Raw genomic sequence first — 17390 nt, forward strand, 5'->3', positions numbered from 1 at the left:
TGATTCTGTCGTAGCCCGGGGGCATCATGGCAACCGTGTATCGGGAGACGGCGGCACCCGGCGGGCTGGACGGCGTGGTGCGCTGCCTGTGGGAGGACGCGGGCGGGGCGCCGAAGCGGATCGTGCCCGACGGCTGCGTGGACCTGGTGGAGAGCGGCGGCGAGGTCTTCGTCGCCGGGCCGGACACCACGGCCTGGACCTGGGAGACATCGCCCGGCGCCCGGGCTCGCGGCGTGCGGTTCGCCCCCGGCAGGGCGGGCGACGTCCTGGGACTGGGTGCCGACGAACTGCGTGATCAGCGCGTCCCCCTCGGCGACCTCTGGGGGAAGGAAGGCGAACTGCTGGCCGAACGGGTGCTCTCCGGCGCCGCTTCGCTGACCGACGTCGTCGCGCGGCGCCGGGCCGGACGAGCCGACCGGGAGATCTCGGAGTTGATCGCCAGGCTGGACGGCGGTGTGCCCCGGGTTTCCGCCGCGCTGGAGCGGTTCCCCACCGGGGAGCGACAGTTGCGGCGGCGGTTCACCCTCGCGGTCGGCTACGGCCCGGCGACGTACCTGCGCGTCACGCGGTTCCAGCGCGCCATCGGTCTCGCCGGGAAAGCGCCGGATCTCGCCTCGCTGGCGTTCTCGGCGGGGTACGCCGATCAAGCTCATCTGAGCCGGGATTGCCGGGAATTCTCCGGGCTGAAGGCGAGCGAATTCTTCCGCGCCAGGAAGTGAGCGGTGTCCACTGTGGACCGATACAGGTCACGGTAGTGCGGGTAGAACTCGTCGTAGACGTCGGCGTCCGCGCTCGGGCGGACGATTCCGGCGACGGGGTTCCAGGCATCGATATCCGGTTCCCGCCCCAGGGCGATGGACGCGAGAACGGCGTCACCGAACGCGGCGCCGATGGTTTCCGCGGGGATCTCCTGGTCGATCCGCGCGACGTCGCTGACGATCCGCGTCCACACGCCGCCTCGTGTCCCGCCGCCGACGGCGACGAACCGGCCCGTGCCGCCACCGGCCTCCCGCATGGCTTCGAGGTTGTGCCGCACCCCGAACGCCGTGCCTTCCAGCGCCGCGCGGTACAGATCGGCGCGATCGTGGGAAGTGGTGAGCCCGGCGATGACGCCCCTCGCGTCCGGATCCGGCACGGGTGTCCGTTCTCCCGCGAAATACGGCAGCATCAGCAATCCGCGGCTGCCCGCCGGGACCTCGGCCGCCGCCGCGGCCAGTTCCCCGAACTCGCCGCCGACGAGATCCCGCAGCCAGTCGGTGATCGCGCCGGACGTCGCCATCCCCGCCGCGAGCGAATAGCTGCCCGGGAAGACACCGCGGGTCGTCCACAACCCCTGCCCGGGGCGGGGATCGGAGAGCATCTGGATCAGGAACATCGTGGTGCCGTACATGAGCATCGTGTCACCGGGCGCGGTGACCCCGACACTGGTCGCCTCGGCCCAGGCGTCCACCGTGCCCGCCGTCACCGGTATCCCTTGCGGCAGACCGGTTTCCGCGGCCGCCCCGGCGGTGACCGAGCCGATCACCTCGGTCGGCCACGCTAGCCTGGGCAGTTCGATGCCGGGAGCGATCGCGGCGACCCGGTCCGGCGCCCAGCGGGCCTCGCGCAGGTCGTACATCGGATCGCATTGGCTCGCGGAATGATGGTCGAGGACGTACTCACCGGTCAGCCGCAGTACGAGGAACGAACTCGCCATCAGGAAGAGCTTCGCCCGTTCGAACACGTCCGGCTCGTTCTTGGCCAGCCAGCGCCATTTGGGCCCGACTGCCTGTGAGCCGAGCGCGCTCCCACCACGTTCCACAATGGATTCTTCGCCAAATTCACGGTTCAGTTCCCGGATTTCGTCGTACGCGCGGGTGTCGACGCCGTAGAGGATCGCCGGGCGCAACGGTTTTCCGGAAGAGTCGGCGGGCAACAGCACCGGCCCGATCCCGCTGACCGACACTCCGATGATGGGATGATCCCCGGCGCCCGCTGAAAGTTCCCTTGTCAGCAACAGGAAGTCCTGCCACCACACGGTTTCGGCGTCGTGCTCGTACCAGCCGGGACGGGGGCGGGACGTGTCGTGCGGCCGGGACGCCCGTGCCACCACGGCGCCCCGGGAATCGACGAGGACACCTTTGGAACTCGAGGTGCCGATGTCGATGCCGAGCACCAGGCCCGGTTCGCCCACGACACCTCCGAACTCCTGTGCGCGAGTAGCGCGATCAGCGGATGGTAACGATTGTCGGTCAAGCTATTCTTCCCGTGCGAAGGTGTCAATACACCTGCAGAAGGGGAGGTCGCGGTGGCCACCATCAACGACGTGGCGGCGAAGGCCGGGGTTTCGACGGCGACCGTGTCGAGGACGCTCAACGGGAAGTCCACTGTGGACCCGGTACTCGCGGCACGGGTGCAGGCCGCCGCCGCGGAATTGGGCTATCACCCGAACGGGCTCGCGAGGAATCTGCGCCGTCAGGAAACCGCGGTACTCGCGCTCATCATCTCCGACGTGGAGAACCCGTTCTTCACCGCGATCGCCCGCGGCGTGGAGGACATCGCGCAGACCGCGGGCTATTCGGTGGTGCTGTGCAACGCCGACGACAACGAGGAGAAGGAGCGGCGCTACATCGACGTCGCCCTCCAGGAGCGGGTCGCCGGCGTGGTGCTCTCCCCCACCGGCCGGGCCACGAACGTCGACAGGCTGACCGAACGCGGCACGCCCGTGGTCGCCGTCGACCGGCCACTGCTGAAGAACACCGGCGACCAGGTGCTGGTCGACACCCGGCTCGCCGCCCGTGACGCGACACGGCACCTGCTCGACGGCGGCTACCGGCGGGTCGCCTGCGTCAGCGGGCCGCCCGGGGTGCGCACGGCCGAAGACCGGCTGGCCGGCTACACCGACGCCGTCGGCGAAGAGAACGCGCTCACCCGGCGGGCCGAATTCCGCGCCGAGGGCGGCAGGCTCGCCGCGCTCAGCCTGCTCGACGAGCCCGAGCCGCCGGACGCGCTGCTGATCGGCAACAGCACGATGGCGATCGGCGTCCTGGAGGCGCTGGCCGCACGCGGCCTGCGGTCGGGACAGGACGTGGGGATCGTGTCGTTCGACGACGCGCCGTGGACGACGCTGATCGACCCGCCGCTGACGGTGGTCGCCCAGCCCGCGAACGAGGTGGGCAAGGTCGCCGCCGAGTTGCTGCTCGCCCGCATCGGCGACAGCACGCGCAAGGCCACGACGACCACGCTGCAGGCGAAACTGATCGTGCGCCGGAGCTCACGGCGCGACTGACACCGGACGGAGATCCCAGGTGCACGACGTGCCTGGGCGACCGGATCGCACCGGCCGCCCAGGAACGCCCCACCCCCTTGTTCCCCCAAGCCGGCCCCACACCAGCCGGGTTCTCCGAAGCGGTGGGAAGAAATCGATTACCTTTCGGAAGGTAAGTTCCCGCTTACGACCTGTCAAGCCGAAGTTCTGGACAAGCTCGCCCGTTACGGGCACACTATGGCGACATTGCCTACTGCACGTGTTGGATTCCGTGCACTCTGTGTTCTTCTCTGGTGAATTCCCCCACGAAATCGAGATGAGACCGCACGAACCCGCACAGACGCGTTACCCTAGGCGCTATGTCGATAGCGCTCGAGAACGTTCTCGCCAAGGCGGGCCTGAAGGTCGACGCCAACGAGTTCCTGAACCTCGTCGAGGACGCGGCGCGGAGGCTGACCCCACCGAACCCCGACCCCTCGCACTACTTCTCGGCGGATCAGCGCGCCGCGCTGACCGACGTCGGCCTGGACCTTTCCCCCCGAGGTGAGGACGAACCGGACTTCCGTGCCCGCACGGTCGCCGCGCACGCCGTACTGGCCGATTCCGCGCTGAGCGTGCTGGAAGCAGCGAAAGCGCTGGGCGTGGACGACAGCCGTATCCGCCACCGTCTGAAGGAGGGCAGGCTCACCGGCTGGAAGGACCAGGGCTGGCGGCTGCCCGCCTGGCAGTTCGCCGGCTCCGGGGTGCTTCCCGGCCTGGAGGTCGTGCTGCGCGCCGTGCCCGAGGACCAGCCCGCGCTCGTCGTCGCCGCGTTCATGAGCACACCGCAGGCCGATCTGGTGATCAACGAGCACCCCGCCACCCCGCGCCAATGGCTCCTCTCCGGTGGCGATCCCGAGCACGTAGCCAGGTTGGTGGCCACGCTGGGTACGCCGTTCTAAGTGGTTTTGCCCGACGACGGAAAATTTCAGTCGGGGGTAGGCCGTAGGCTGACCCCAACGAGCAAGATCACCCGACAAGGACGGACGACTCCCGAGGTATGGCCCGGCTCCCCCTGCCGCCCGCACGCTCTGTCCTGGTCAAGGAGCTGCACCGCACCAACGACGTGGTGACGGTGCACCCCGGCACCAGGCTGGTCAGGATCTTCACCGCGCACGGCAACCACCCCCAGCAGTGGAATTCGTTCCGCTACAGCGGCCCGCTCCCGCACGGCCGGTTCGACCCGCAGACCCCTGGTCGCGGTGGTCGCCCGGTCACCGACCCCGGGAACGGCGTCCTGTACTTCGGTCTCACCGTGCGCACCAGCATCGCGGAGGTCTTCCAGACCACGTCGACGGTCGACCGCAAATCCCGCGGCCCGCGCCTGGTCGTCGTGCGGCCGACCCGCACACTGCGGCTGCTCGACCTCGCAGGCCTGTGGCCGACCCGCGTCGGCGCCTCGCAGGAGATCTCCAGCGGACCGAAGAAGATCACCCAGGCCTGGGCCCGCGCCATCCGCGCCGCCTTCGGCGACCTCGACGGCGTCTGGTACCGGTCCTCCATGGATTCCGGCGGCCCCGCGCTCGCCCTGTGGGACCCGCCCGCCGGGAATTCGCTGCCGGTCGCGCCGGACGTGCTGCTCCCCCTGGACCACCCGGGTCTCGACGTGCCTCTGGGCCGGGTGTGCGAAGAGCTGAACTACACGCTTCTCAGCTGAGCCGCCGGGGTCTCGTGAGTGGTAAGGCCGGTTCTAACCGTCCTTACCACTCACGAGACCCGCGGCCGAGGCTCAGAGGTGACGGCCCCACCACTCCAGCACGGCGTCGAACCGCTGCACCCGGTGCCGCGGCAGCCCCGATCGCGTGAGTTCGTGGCCCTCGCCGGGGAACAGCAGGAACTCGGCCTCGACGCCGTTCTGCCGCAGTGCCACGTACATCCGCTGCGCCTGCTCCAGCGGGCATCGCCAGTCCTGCTCGGAGTGCACGACCATGAACGGGATGTCGATCTTCCCCGCATATGTCAGCGGGCTGCGCTTGCGCTGCTCGTCGAGGTCGTCCCCGACGTAGCCCCCGGCGAAGAACCAGCCGATGTCGGAACTGCCGACGAACGAGTCCCAGGCGTTGACCGCGCGCTCGCTCCACGCGGCGCGGAACCGGCCACCGTGGTGCGCGGCGAGCCAGCTGGTCATGAAGCCACCGTACGAGCCGCCCATCACGCCGACGCGATCGCTGTCCAGATTGGACAATTTGAGCGCTTCGTCCAGCAGGGCCAGCAAATCGTCCGCGTCCACGGTGCCGAAGCCGTGGACGATGCTCCGGCCGTGGCTTTCGCCGTAGCCGGCGGAACCGCGCGGGTTCCCCAGGATGACGGCGTAACCCGCCTCGGCGAGTACCTGCGCCTCGTCGAAGACCTTCCATTCGTACGGCGCGAACGGTCCGCCGTGGATCATCAGGACCACGGGATGGGGCCCGTCACCCTCGGGGCGGACGATCCAGCCGTGGACCGGGTAGCCGTCGGGCGCGGTCGTGTTCAGTTCCTCCAGCGGCAGGATCCCGCTGTCCCGCAACGTCTTCGAGTAGTCGGTGAGCACGCGCGGTTCCCCGTCCGACAGCAGCACGACGTCGCCGGAGCTTTCGGGCGTCCCGATCACCGCGGCGATCCGTTCGCCGTCGACGGCGAACGACTTCACCGCGGCGCGCTCACCCGCCAGATAGCGCAACGACTTCAGCTCCGCCAGCTCCGCGTCGAGAGGGACGGCGCGGAGCTCGGCGGCACCGCGGGTGCGGACCACGAGGAGGACCTCGCCGCCGAGGACGACCGGGGGGCTCGCCGCATTGTCGCAGTCCACCGTTTCGACGTCGGTCAGCCGCCGCGCGGACGAGGGCTCGGCGCCGACAGGCCACGGCGCCTGCCAGAGCCCGGTGTTACGGGCGATCTCTTCCAGGCCGGGGAATTCGGTGCCGTAGAACAGGATGGAACCGTCCGGGGCACAGACCGCCCGGCTCGCGGTGCCCGGCGTCCTGACCAGCAGCCGCGGTTCGCCGCCGGCGGCGGGCACGGCGTAGACGTCCGAACGGACGGTGTCTTCGGCGGCCCAGTCACGCGGGGCGGTGAACAGGACGTGCTCGCCGTCGGCCGTCCACGAAGGATGCTCGACGTCGGCCCGATCGTCGGTCAGCGGCGTGAGCTCGGCCGGCGCGTCCTCGTGCAGCGCGGCGACGGTGTCCACGACGAACAGACGCTGTGGACGGTCGTTGAGGAAACCCGCGTCGTCGACGCGATAAAAGAGGTTCGTGATGTGCCGCGGCGCCTCTTCACCCGGCTCCGGCGTTTCGCCGTCCGCGTTCTCCGTGCCGTAGCGGCCCGGCTCGGGCACACGGGCGACGAAGGCGATGCGGCGGGAATCGGGCGCCCAGACCGGGGCACCCGCCCCGAGCGGCAGGTCGGTGATCCGCTTCGCGTCACCCCCGGCCGCGGGGATCACGTGTACCTGCGGCTTGGCGGCGCGCCCGGAGCCCTCTCCCGCCCGGAGGAACGCGACCCACCGGCCGTCCGGGGAGAAGGCGGGGGCGGAGTCCTTGGTCCCGTGGGTCCAAGGCCCTTCTCCGCCACCGCCCAGGTCGACCCTGCGCAGGCCGCCGCGGTAGCTGTTCGTCTTCAGATCAGGCCTGCTCACCGCGGTGAGCAGCAGGTCGCCGTGCAGCGCGAGGATGCCGGGGACCGTCAGGGCTTCGATGTCAACGGGACGCACGGCCCCGACGGTACCCGATCCTTAGCAGCTCTAACTACTGATTGAAGACTCCTGCTCAGCGGCTTCCAGCTTCTTCGCCTTCGCGAGGCTGGCCAGCGTCGTCACGCTCAGGACCACGACGATGACACCCAGGGAGACCCAGTTGTTGATGTCCAGCCAGTCCGGGACGACGTGGTACTCGTGCAGCGCGTGCAGGAACAGCTTGGCGCCGATGAAGGCGAGGATCACCGCGAGGCCGTAGGACAGGTACACCAGCTTGGTGACCAGGCCACCGAGCAGGAAGTACAGCTGGCGCAGGCCCATCAGCGCGAACGCGTTGGCGGTGAAGACCAGGAAGGCCTCCTGCGTGATACCGAAGATCGCGGGGATCGAGTCGACGGCGAACAGCAGGTCCGCGCTGCCGATCGCGACAATCACCAGGAACATCGGGGTGATCCAGCGCTTGCCGTCCTTCTTCACGAAGGACTTGTGCCCGTGCCACTCGTTGGTGACCGGGAAGAGCTTGCGCACCCAGCGGGTGAGCGCGTTCTCTTCGTATTCCTCGTCTTCGTCCTTGTTGCGGATCATGCTGATCGCGGTCCAGATGAGGACGGCGCCGAAGAGGAAGAAGACCCAGACGAACTGCGCGATCAGCGCGGCGCCCACGGCGATGAACACGCTGCGCATGGCGAGCGCGAGCAGGATGCCGATCAGCAGCACGCGGTGCTGGTGGATCGCGGGCACCTTGAACGAGGTCATGATGATCATGAAGATGAACAGGTTGTCGACGCTCAGCGAGTACTCGGTGATGTACCCGGTGAAGAACTCGACTCCCGGGTCGTGTCCCCCGAAGACCCAGACACCGATGCCGAACGCGACGGCCACGGCGACGTAGAAGATGACCCACCGGGCGGCTTCGCCGGTGGTGACCTCATGCGGCTTGCGATCGACGATGACCAGGTCGAGCGCGATCAGCGCGAGCAGACCACCGACCGTGGCGATCCATAGCCACAGGGGAACAGACATGTAACCAACCCTCCGGATAGTGCACAGCAGCAACTAACCGGAGGTCTCTTCCGCCGGTGCGAAACCGGCCGACGGTGCCGGGGGCCCGCGAAGGCCACCGTGCTGACGACACCGCCGCGAAGGAATACTCCCCTCACAGCTGGTCCAGTTTGACCTGTCTGTACGCATGACGCCAGTTAAGGTTGCCCTTGTCACCAAGATGATGGCGTAACTCCCGTCACACCCACCTCTTCTCCCTCGTCGGGTACCCGTTCCGGTGGTGACGTGACGTCACGCTTGTGTGGTCCGTGTGTGCCGGGGAAGCGATTCTCAGCTTCGGTGAAATACGGTCATTCCGTGCCCCGAATCCCGCTCCCTCGCACGCGAGGCGCGAAGCTCACCGCGCTCGCCGCGGTCGTGGTGGTCCTGGCCGCCGCGGCCGTCGTGTGGACGAACAGCGAACCCGCCCCGTCCGCGATCAAAACCCAGGATGCGACTCTCGACCTGCCCGAAGCCCCGGGCTCGTCCGAGGTCGTCAAGATCGACACGACCACGTACCTGCCCGAGCGGACTCCGGCTCCGGCCGTCCTGCTGGCCCACGGTTTCGGCGGTGACAAGAACAGTGTCGCCACCGAAGCGCGCGAACTCGCCGACAAGGGTTTCGTCGTACTCACCTGGTCCGCGCGCGGTTTCGGCCGCAGCACCGGGAAGATCGCGCTGAACGACCCCGACCGCGAGGTCGCCGACGCCCGGAAGCTGATCGACGACCTGGCCGCCCGGCCCGAGGTCCTCAGCGAGAACGGTGACCCGAAGGTGGCCGTGTCCGGCGCTTCGTACGGCGGCGCGCTTTCCCTGCTGCTCGCCGGGAGCGACAAACGGGTCGACGCGATCGCGCCGGTGATCACCTACAACGATCTCGCGCAGGGCCTCTTCCCGAACGCCGCCGCCCCGGCCGCGCCGAACGCCACCACCCCGGCCGCCGGCGCGTTCACCGCGGACGGTGTCTTCAAGAAGTCGTGGGCGGGCATCTTCTTCTCCGCCGGTTCCGGCGCGGCGCAGAGCGGTTCGCCCGCCAACGACGCACCCGAAGCCGGCGACGAGACGAGCGAATCCGGTGCGGCACAGGGCACGGGCGCGGCAGGTGCCGCGGCGCAGTCACTGCCGCTCGGCGGCGGAGCCGGACAGCGCCCGCCGTCCGGCTCCGCCGACCCTTGTGGACGGTTCACCGCCGAGGTCTGCCAGGCCTACACCGAGCTCGCCACCACCGGTAAGGCGAGCCAGAAGACCGTCGATCTGCTCCGCCGTGTCTCCCCCGCGTCCGTGACGGACAAGATCACCGTGCCGACCCTGCTGGTGCAGGGCGAAAGCGACACGCTGTTCGGGTTGGACCAGTCCGACGCGACCGCCCGGCAGATCACCGCGGCGGGCGGCAAGGTTCACACGATCTGGTACACCGGCGGCCACGACGGCGGGAAGCCCGGGCAGAAACTGCGCGCGCGGATCGCCGACTTCCTGAAGTTCTCCCTCACCGGACAGGGCACCGATCCCGGCACCGGGTTCAGCTACGACATCCAGGGCACGCTGCGGGCCAACGGCGCCCCCTCGGTCCGGACCGTCACCGCACCGGCGTACCCGGGAGCGACCGGCGACGCCACCGAGCGACGTCAGTTCACCTTGGCCGGCCCTGCTCAGCCGGTCGTCCGGCCGGCAGGCGGCAACCCCGCCGCGGTGAGCGGGATCCCCGGATTGAACGGGGCGGTGGCGGGCTCGTCCCGGCTGTCCGGACTGTTCAGTTTGGACCCGCCGGGTCAGGCCGCGCAGTTCGCGACGCCGCCGCTCGACGCGCAGACGATCGCGGCCGGTTCGCCGACGGTCCGGCTGCAGGTCTCCGCGGATCCCTCCGTCGCGGCTCCGCAGAAAGAAGCCGTCCTGTTCGCGAAGCTCTACGACGTCAACTCGGAAGGTGTCCGCACGCTTCCGGCCAACGCCGTCGCACCCTTCCGCGTCCCGGGCCTGCCCGCCGACGGCAGCCCGGTCGAGGTGACGGTGACCCTGCCGGGCATCGTGCGGCCGCTGGAGGCCGGGCACACGCTCCGGCTGGTCGTCGGCACGACGGACCAGGCGTTCGCGACGCCGGTGGAACCCGCGGTGTTCCGCATCGGGCTGGCGGACGGCGGACGGCTCGGCGTGCCGGTCGTCCACGGCACCTCGGTCGGCGCGGGCGCGCCCACCGCGCAGCTGCTCGGGATCGCCGGAACGCTGCTCGCGGGTATCGCGATCACGGTGCTCGCCGCGTTCCGCCGCCGCCGTGCCCACGACATCGACGAGAGCCTCGCGAAGACGCCCTTGGTGATCGAGGGTCTGCGCAAGGCCTACGCGGGCGGCTTCGTCGCGGTGAAGGATCTGTCGTTCCGGGTCGAGCCCGGTCAGGTGCTCGGCCTGCTCGGACCGAACGGCGCGGGCAAGACGACGACCCTGCGCATGCTGATGGGGCTCATCACGCCGACCGCGGGCACCATCCGCGTGTTCGGCCATCTGATCGCGCCCGGCGCGCCGGTACTGTCCCGGATCGGGTCCTTTGTGGAGGGTTCGGGCTTCCTGCCGCATTTGTCCGGCAAGGAGAACCTGGAGCTGTACTGGGCGAGCACGGGCCGCCCGAAGGACAAGGCGCATTTCGCCGAGGCACTGGAGATCGCCGGGCTCGGCGACGCGGTGAACCGGCGGGTCCGCACCTACAGCCAGGGCATGCGGCAACGGCTCGCGATCGCGCAGGCGATGCTCGGCCTGCCGGAGCTCATGGTGCTCGACGAACCGACCAACGGGCTCGACCCGCCACAGATCCACCAGATGCGCGAGGTGCTCCAGCGCTACGCGGCGACCGGACGCACCGTGGTGGTCTCGAGCCACCTGCTGGCCGAGGTCGAGCAGACCTGTACGCACGTGGTCGTGATGCACCGCGGCATGCTGGTCGCCTCGGGCGAGGTCGGCGAACTGGCCGCCTCCAGCGGCGAGGCGACGTTCCGCGTCGACAAGCCCGCCGAAGCGGCCGAAGCGCTGCGGAAGGTCGGTGGCGTTTCCGGCGTCGACGTCGACGGTGAACTGGTCCACGCGGATCTCGACGGTCTCGCGCGCGCCGAGGCGGTCGCCGCCCTGGTGCGGGCCGGGGTCGCGGTCGAGCAGGCCGGGCCGCGGCGCCGTCTGGAAGACGCGTTCCTGCAGCTGGTCGGAGAGGACTCGAAGGGTGAGTAAGACCAATGGTTCCGGCCCGGCGACCCGGGCGGATCACGGCGTGCACACCGATCCGGCGGCCCTGCTCGAGCTGACCGAGGTCGCTTCGCACGAACCGACCGAGGTCGGCCCGGACGGGGCGGTGGCGGGCTACCGCGCCGACCGGACACTGCGGCTCGGCGTCGAACTGAAGCGGCAGCTCAAACGGCGGCGGACCCAGCTCATGCTGGGGTTCGTCGCACTGCTGCCGTTCATCCTGGTGATCGCGTTCGAGATCGGGCAGGCCAACCCGAACCGGCGCAGCGGCGGCTTCGTCGACCTCGCCACCGCGAGCGCGCCGAACTTCGTGGTGCTCGCCCTGTTCGTCTCCGGCACGTTCCTGCTCCCGATGATCGTCGCGTTGTTCTACGGCGACACGATCGCGAGCGAGGCGTCGTGGTCGAGCCTGAAATACCTGCTCGCGATGCCGGTCCCCCGGCACCGGGTACTGCGGCAGAAGGCGATCGTCTCCGGCATCCTCTCCGCGGTCGCGCTGGTCCTGTTGCCGCTGGTGTCGCTGGTGGTCGGCGTCATCTGGTACGGCGCGGGCGACGCGATCAGCCCGACCGGGGACGCGGTGTCGTTCGGCGACAGTCTCGTGGCCATGGGGCTGGCGACGATCTACATCATCCTGCAACTGGCTTGGGTGGCCGGTCTGGCGATGCTGCTCTCGGTCGCCACCGACGCCCCGCTGGGCGCCGTCGGCGGCGCGGTGATCGTCGCGATCGTTTCGCAGATCCTCGACCAGATCACCGCGCTGGAAGGCCTGCGGGACTACCTGCCGACGCATTTCGCGTTCTCGTGGATGGATCTGATCTCGACCGACATCGACTGGACGAACATGGCCAACGGCATGGTGTCGGCGGCGTTGTACGGCACGGTGTTCTTCCTGCTGGCGGGCCGGCGGTTCGCGACGAAGGACATCACCAGCTGAGAGCGTTTCCGCGCTGAAGAAACGACCGGGGTCCACCGGGAAGACGAAATCCTCTTCCTGGTGGGCCCCGGTTTTCACTGGCCGTGGCGACCTTCACCCATTAGCGCCGGTAATCGGTGTTTCATGCGCATGAGAACATCGTTTTCTCCGATCATCGACTCATTGGGTGAAAAGTACGCATTCATCTTCGGAGACCTCCGGGAAATCCTTATCTTCAGGGGAAACGTGCCGACGCGAGCGGAAAGCGGGGACGTCACCATGACCCAGTCGATCGAGATACCGGTTCAAGAGTTCTTTCTTGATTGGTCCATGAGCTCCGGCAAGGGCGCCCACGTCGGATTCGCCGTCTCGGGTCAGGTGACCCTTCTCGACAACAAGCGGTTCTACAAGATCGACGGGGTCCTCTACATCTCCGAGGGCGGCACCTACTGCCGCGACATCGGCAACCCGCATCTGTTCGTCCGGCGCAACGGTGTCGAGGAGAGCGGCAGGCAGTGGGGCTGGGAGACCATCTGCGGCCGCAAGTCGAGCAGCAGGCTGTCCGCGATGGACGCCTACTTCGTCCGCACCGGTTACTGGGCGCCCTCCGACCGGGCCATCCAGCTGAGCATCGGTGCCGAGACCGGCTGGAACCGCAAGCGTTCCTACAGCCCGACCATCACCGTGCGGCTGACGGACTGAACGGTCCACTGTAGAACTCCATCGGCTCCGGTACGGTCGGCCCATGGCCACCTCTTCGATCCGCGTGGACGACGAAGGCGGGATAGCCGTCGTCACCCTGCGGCACGGCAAGGCGAACACCCTCGACACCGAGTTCTGCCAGGAACTGATCGTCCGGCTCGAAGACGTCCAGCTCGGCGGCTATCGCGGTGTCGTGCTGACCGGCACCGGCGGCATCTTCTCGGCGGGCGTCGACCTGCGGCGAGTGCACGACGGCGGCGCGGACTATCTCGAGGACTTCCTGCCCACGCTGTCGGACGCGTTCCTCTCGGTGTTCGGCTTCCCCGGACCGGTGATCGCGGCCGTCAACGGACACGCGATCGCAGGTGGGGCGGTGCTCGCCGCAGCCTGCGACCGCCGCGTCCTCGCCGACGGCCCTGGCCGGATCGGGATCACCGAGCTGCTCGTCGGCGTGCCGTTCCCGTTGGCGGCCCTGGAGATCCTGCGCTCCGGCTTCGGCGCCGACATCCTCGCCGAACTCGCGTTCCTCGGCGAGACCCACCCGCCGGCGGACGCGCTCCGGCTCGGCCTGGTGAACGAGGTGACCGAGCCCGAGAACGTCGTCCGGCGGGCGGTGGAGGTGGCCGGGAAACTCGCCGAGATCCCGGCGGCCGCGTACGCGCACACGAAGGCGCAGCTGCACCGGCCGTTCCACGAGCGGATCGCCGAACACCGCAGCGGCGACGACGCCCACGTCCTCGAACTGTGGAGCTCCCCTGAGTCGCTCGCGGCCATCAAGGCCTACGTCGACCGGGTGCTGCGCGGGCAGGCGTGACTTCGGGCTCGACCGGATAGGTGATTGCCCACCGGCGGGGACTCTGTGAGTATCCGACCGCTCGAAGGTCGGCGATGGGGAGGGCATGGATGCGGAAGCTCACGGCCGCGTGGTCGGTTTTGGCGATCATCGTTCTCGCACTGGCCGGGCTGACCCCGGCAGCGCAGGCGGCACCCGAGGACATCAAGGACGCGCTCGGGCGGATCCCCGGCCTGACCGTCGTCTCGGAGAACCCGGCACCGACCGGGTACCGGTTCTTCAAACTCACCTACACCCAGCCCGTCGACCACCGCAGGCCGGGCGCCGGCACCTTCCAGCAGCGTTTCACTTTGCTGCACAAGGAATTCCGCTCGCCGACCGTGGTGTACACGAGCGGGTACAACGTGTCGGAATCGCCCAACCGATCGGAGCCGACGCAGCTCGTCGACGGCAACCAGCTGTCGATGGAGTACCGGTTCTTCACCCCCTCGCGGCCGGAGCGTCCGGACTGGGGCAAGCAGCTGACGATCTGGCAGGCGGCGGCCGATCAGCACCGCGCCGTCGAGGCGTTCAAGCGGCTCTACCCGGGCAAGTGGCTCGCGACCGGCGGCAGCAAGGGCGGCATGACGGCGACCTACTTCCGTAGGTTCTTCCCGGACGACGTCGACGCGACGATCCCGTACGTCGCGCCCAATGACGTCATCAACGAACACGACCGCTACAACGAGTTCCTGGCGAACGTCGGCAACGACCCGGCCTGCCGGTCCGCGCTCAAGGCGATCCAGCGTGACGTGCTGACCCGGCGCTCCGAGTTCGCGGCGCTCGCCGCCGCCGAGGCGGCCAAGAACGGTTACACGTTCAACACCGTCGGCTCGGCCGACGTGTCGCTGGAGATCTCGGTGATCGACTCGTACTTCGCCTTCTGGCAGTACCAGAAGCAGGCGGACTGCGCGACGATCCCGAAGGCGGGCGCTCCGGCGGCCGAGGTCTACGCCTGGTTCGAACGCGTCGAAAGCCTCAACACCTACTCCGACCAGAACCTCGAGATCTACGTTCCGTACTACTTCCAGGCGTCCTACCAGCTCGGCGCCCCCGAGTCCTACGAGGGCTATCTCCGGGATCTGCTGCGCTACCCGGGCTCCAACGTGTCGCGGACGTTCGTGCCGAAGTCGGTCGACATCCCGCGGTTCGACCACCTGGCGATGCCGGACATCGACTTCTGGGTGAAGTCGCGGGGGAAGCGGCTGATGTTCATCTACGGCGGCAACGACCCGTGGGGCGCCGAGCCGTTCCGGCTCGGCTTCGGCACGAAGGACTCCTACAGCTACACGGTGCCGGGCGGGAACCACGGCGCTCGCATCTCGCAGCTTCCCGCGGCTCAGGCCGCCGAAGCCACGAACACCGTGCGGCGGTGGGCCGGTCTGCCTCCGGTTTCGCCAGGCGTCAGCACGCGTTCGGTGCCCGCCGGATTCCCGGACTTCGACGCCGACCTGACCATGCTTCACCGCCCGCGCCTCTGACTCCTCACGCGTTTCGTCCTCTGATCGCGGTACTTGCACGCGCAAGGATCGCGACCGGAGGACGAAACGCGGCTACTTGATGCCGGCCGCGTCCATTCCCCGGAGCTCCTTCTTCAGGTCCGCGACCTCGTCCCGCAGCCGGGCGGCCAGTTCGAACTGCAGGTCGCGCGCGGCCTGCATCATCTGGTCGGTCATCTGCTGGATGAGGTCGGCCAGTTCGGCGCGCGGCATCCCGGCGACGTCCTTGTCCGCGAGCATCCCGGAGCTGCGCACGCGATCACCCTGCTCGGGCTTCTTGCCCCGCGAAGAGTTCCGGCCCGAACCGCCGACGGCGACGGACTCCGTGTCCTCGGCCTCGCTGTAGACGCGGTCGAGGATGTCGGCGATCTTCTTCCGCAGCGGCTGCGGGTCGACGCCCCGTTCCTTGTTGTAGGCGACCTGCTTGGCGCGGCGGCGATCGGTCTCGTCGATGGCGTGCTGCATCGAGTCGGTGATCTTGTCCGCGTACATGTGCACCTCGCCCGACACGTTTCGCGCCGCGCGGCCGATCGTCTGGATCAGCGACGTGCCACTGCGGAGGAAGCCCTCCTTGTCCGCGTCGAGGATCGCGACCAGCGACACCTCGGGCAGGTCGAGACCCTCACGGAGCAGGTTGATGCCGACCAGCACGTCGAAATCGCCCGCGCGCAGCTGCCGCAGCAGCTCGACCCGGCGCAGCGTGTCCACCTCGGAATGCAGATACCGCACCCGGATGCCCAGCTCCAGCAGGTAGTCGGTGAGGTCCTCGGCCATCTTCTTGGTGAGCGTGGTGACCAGGACACGCTCGTCCTTCTCGGCCCGCTCGCGGATCTCGTGCACCAGGTCGTCGATCTGGCCCTCGGTGGGCTTCACGACCACCTTCGGGTCGACCAGGCCGGTGGGCCGGATCACCTGCTCGACGAACTCGCCGCCGGCCTGCCCCATCTCGTACGGCCCCGGCGTCGCCGACAGGTACACCGTCTGCCCGATCCGGTCGCTGAACTCCTCCCAGGTCAGCGGCCGGTTGTCGACCGCGCTGGGCAGCCGGAACCCGAAGTCGACCAGGTTCCGCTTCCGCGACATGTCGCCTTCGAACATGCCGCCGATCTGCGGGACGGTCTGGTGCGACTCGTCGATGACGAGCAGGAAGTCGTCCGGGAAGTAGTCGATGAGCGTGGCGGGCGCGGAGCCCGCGTCACGACCGTCGATATGCCGCGAGTAGTTCTCGATGCCGGAGCAGAACCCGACCTGGCGCATCATCTCGATGTCGTACGCGGTGCGCATCCGCAGCCGCTGCGCTTCGAGCAGCTTGCCCTGCTTCTCCAGCTCGGCCAGCCGCTCCTCGAGCTCGGCCTCGATGCCGCGAATGGCCTTCTCCATCCGCTCCGGGCCCGCGACGTAGTGCGTGGCCGGGAAGATGCGGACCTCGTCGACCTCTTTCACGATGTCGCCGGTGAGCGGGTGCAGGTAGTACAGCTTCTCGATCTCGTCGCCGAAGAACTCGACACGGATCGCCAGCTCCTCGTACGCCGGGATGATCTCGACCGTGTCGCCGCGAGCGCGGAAGGTGCCGCGGGCGAAGGCGATGTCGTTGCGGGTGTACTGCACATCCACCAGCGCGCGGAGGAAGACGTCCCGGTCGAGCTGTTCGCCGGCCTTCAGCTTCGTGGACCTGTCGAGATACGACTGCGGCGTGCCCAGGCCGTAGATGCACGAGACGCTCGCGACCACGATGACGTCACGCCGGGACAGCAGGTTCATCGTCGCCGAGTGCCGGAGCCGCTCGACGTCGTCGTTGATCGACGAGTCCTTCTCGATGTAGGTGTCCGTCTGCGCGATGTACGCCTCGGGCTGGTAGTAGTCGTAGTAACTGACGAAGTATTCGACCGCGTTGTGCGGGAACAGCTCCTTCAGCTCGTTCGCCAGCTGTGCGGCGAGCGTCTTGTTCGGCGCCATCACCAGCGTCGGACGCTGGACGCGCTCGATCAGCCAAGCCGTCGTCGCCGACTTGCCGGTACCCGTGGCACCGAGCAGCACGATGTCCTTTTCGCCTGCTTTGACCCGGCGTTCGAGCTCGTCGATGGCCGCCGGCTGGTCACCGGCGGGTTTGTACTCGCTGACCACCTCGAACCGGCCACCGGTCCGGGGGATGTCCGTGACGGGGCGGAAGTCCGACTGGGCGAGCACGGGGTGTTCGGATGCGAAAGCCACGGGAA

13 protein-coding genes are annotated in these 17390 nt (G+C 68.7%); 9 read left to right on the forward strand and 4 right to left on the reverse strand.

The annotated features are described in order from the left end of the window. The first annotated feature begins 26 nt into the window (after window positions 1-26). Window positions 27-719: a helix-turn-helix domain-containing protein gene (locus H074_RS00790; protein WP_051071862.1), complete on the forward strand. Its 693-nt coding sequence runs from the start codon at window positions 27-29 to the stop codon at window positions 717-719. Here the strand turns inward: H074_RS00790 and H074_RS00795 are convergent. Then, entirely contained in the window at window positions 650-2173 is a 1524-nt protein-coding gene (locus H074_RS00795) for an FGGY-family carbohydrate kinase (protein WP_007028105.1), read from the reverse strand. The two genes, H074_RS00790 and H074_RS00795, sit on opposite strands and share 70 nt — an antisense overlap. Window positions 2174-2287: 114 nt before the next feature. Here H074_RS00795 and H074_RS00800 point away from each other — a divergent pair, with 114 nt between their 5' ends. The 3 genes from H074_RS00800 to H074_RS00810 all read left to right on the forward strand — a co-directional run bounded on the left by H074_RS00800 (window position 2288) and on the right by H074_RS00810 (window position 4943). Further along, window positions 2288-3268: a LacI family DNA-binding transcriptional regulator gene (locus tag H074_RS00800; RefSeq protein WP_007028106.1), complete on the forward strand. Its 981-nt coding sequence runs from the start codon at window positions 2288-2290 to the stop codon at window positions 3266-3268. Window positions 3269-3606: 338 nt separating this feature from the next. After that, window positions 3607-4188, forward strand: a complete 582-nt coding sequence (locus H074_RS00805; RefSeq protein WP_007028107.1) for a hypothetical protein — start codon at window positions 3607-3609, stop codon at window positions 4186-4188. Window positions 4189-4286: 98 nt separating this feature from the next. After that, entirely contained in the window at window positions 4287-4943 is a 657-nt protein-coding gene (locus H074_RS00810; RefSeq protein WP_007028108.1) for an RES family NAD+ phosphorylase, read from the forward strand. A 72-nt stretch (window positions 4944-5015) separates the two neighbouring features. Here the strand turns inward: H074_RS00810 and H074_RS00815 are convergent, their stop codons facing one another. After that, a complete protein-coding gene (locus H074_RS00815) occupies window positions 5016-6977 on the reverse strand; it encodes a S9 family peptidase (RefSeq protein ID WP_007028109.1) in 1962 nt (653 codons plus the stop codon). Window positions 6978-7007: 30 nt separating this feature from the next. Continuing rightward, window positions 7008-7982 (reverse strand): TerC family protein, encoded by a 975-nt coding sequence (locus H074_RS00820; RefSeq protein WP_007028110.1) that lies wholly within the window; start codon window positions 7980-7982, stop codon window positions 7008-7010. 318 nt (window positions 7983-8300) lie between these two features. Here H074_RS00820 and H074_RS00825 point away from each other — a divergent pair, with 318 nt between their 5' ends. The 5 genes from H074_RS00825 to H074_RS00845 all read left to right on the forward strand — a co-directional run bounded on the left by H074_RS00825 (window position 8301) and on the right by H074_RS00845 (window position 15156). Then, window positions 8301-11210 (forward strand): alpha/beta fold hydrolase, encoded by a 2910-nt coding sequence (locus H074_RS00825; protein WP_007028111.1) that lies wholly within the window; start codon window positions 8301-8303, stop codon window positions 11208-11210. Continuing rightward, window positions 11203-12162 (forward strand): ABC transporter permease, encoded by a 960-nt coding sequence (locus tag H074_RS00830; RefSeq protein WP_007028112.1) that lies wholly within the window; start codon window positions 11203-11205, stop codon window positions 12160-12162. Before H074_RS00825 ends, H074_RS00830 begins: the two co-directional genes overlap by 8 nt. A gap of 258 nt (window positions 12163-12420) precedes the next feature. After that, on the forward strand, window positions 12421-12843 hold the full coding sequence (locus tag H074_RS00835; protein WP_039921155.1) for a hypothetical protein: 423 nt from the start codon (window positions 12421-12423) through the stop codon (window positions 12841-12843). Between the two features lie 43 nt (window positions 12844-12886). Further along, window positions 12887-13657: an enoyl-CoA hydratase/isomerase family protein gene (locus tag H074_RS00840; RefSeq protein ID WP_007028114.1), complete on the forward strand. Its 771-nt coding sequence runs from the start codon at window positions 12887-12889 to the stop codon at window positions 13655-13657. 89 nt (window positions 13658-13746) lie between these two features. Beyond that, entirely contained in the window at window positions 13747-15156 is a 1410-nt protein-coding gene (locus tag H074_RS00845; RefSeq protein WP_007028115.1) for a S28 family serine protease, read from the forward strand. Window positions 15157-15228: 72 nt separating this feature from the next. Here the strand turns inward: H074_RS00845 and uvrB are convergent, their stop codons facing one another. Continuing rightward, on the reverse strand, window positions 15229-17385 hold the full coding sequence (gene uvrB / locus H074_RS00850) for an excinuclease ABC subunit UvrB (protein ID WP_007028116.1): 2157 nt from the start codon (window positions 17383-17385) through the stop codon (window positions 15229-15231). Between the last annotated feature and the right edge of the window lie 5 nt (window positions 17386-17390).

The organism is Amycolatopsis decaplanina DSM 44594 (assembly GCF_000342005.1).
Taxonomy (GTDB): domain Bacteria; phylum Actinomycetota; class Actinomycetes; order Mycobacteriales; family Pseudonocardiaceae; genus Amycolatopsis; species Amycolatopsis decaplanina.

What these genes read in the sequence shown, in the direction of transcription:
- H074_RS00790 (WP_051071862.1), top strand. Translation starts at nt 27, where the DNA reads ATGGCAACCGTGTATCGGGAGACGGCGGCACCCGGCGGGCTGGACGGC.
- H074_RS00805 (WP_007028107.1), top strand. Translation starts at nt 3,607, where the DNA reads ATGTCGATAGCGCTCGAGAACGTTCTCGCCAAGGCGGGCCTGAAGGTC.
- H074_RS00810 (WP_007028108.1), top strand. Translation starts at nt 4,287, where the DNA reads ATGGCCCGGCTCCCCCTGCCGCCCGCACGCTCTGTCCTGGTCAAGGAG.
- H074_RS00820 (WP_007028110.1), bottom strand. Translation starts at nt 7,982, where the DNA reads ATGTCTGTTCCCCTGTGGCTATGGATCGCCACGGTCGGTGGTCTGCTC.
- H074_RS00835 (WP_039921155.1), top strand. Translation starts at nt 12,421, where the DNA reads ATGACCCAGTCGATCGAGATACCGGTTCAAGAGTTCTTTCTTGATTGG.
- H074_RS00840 (WP_007028114.1), top strand. Translation starts at nt 12,887, where the DNA reads ATGGCCACCTCTTCGATCCGCGTGGACGACGAAGGCGGGATAGCCGTC.
- H074_RS00845 (WP_007028115.1), top strand. Translation starts at nt 13,747, where the DNA reads ATGCGGAAGCTCACGGCCGCGTGGTCGGTTTTGGCGATCATCGTTCTC.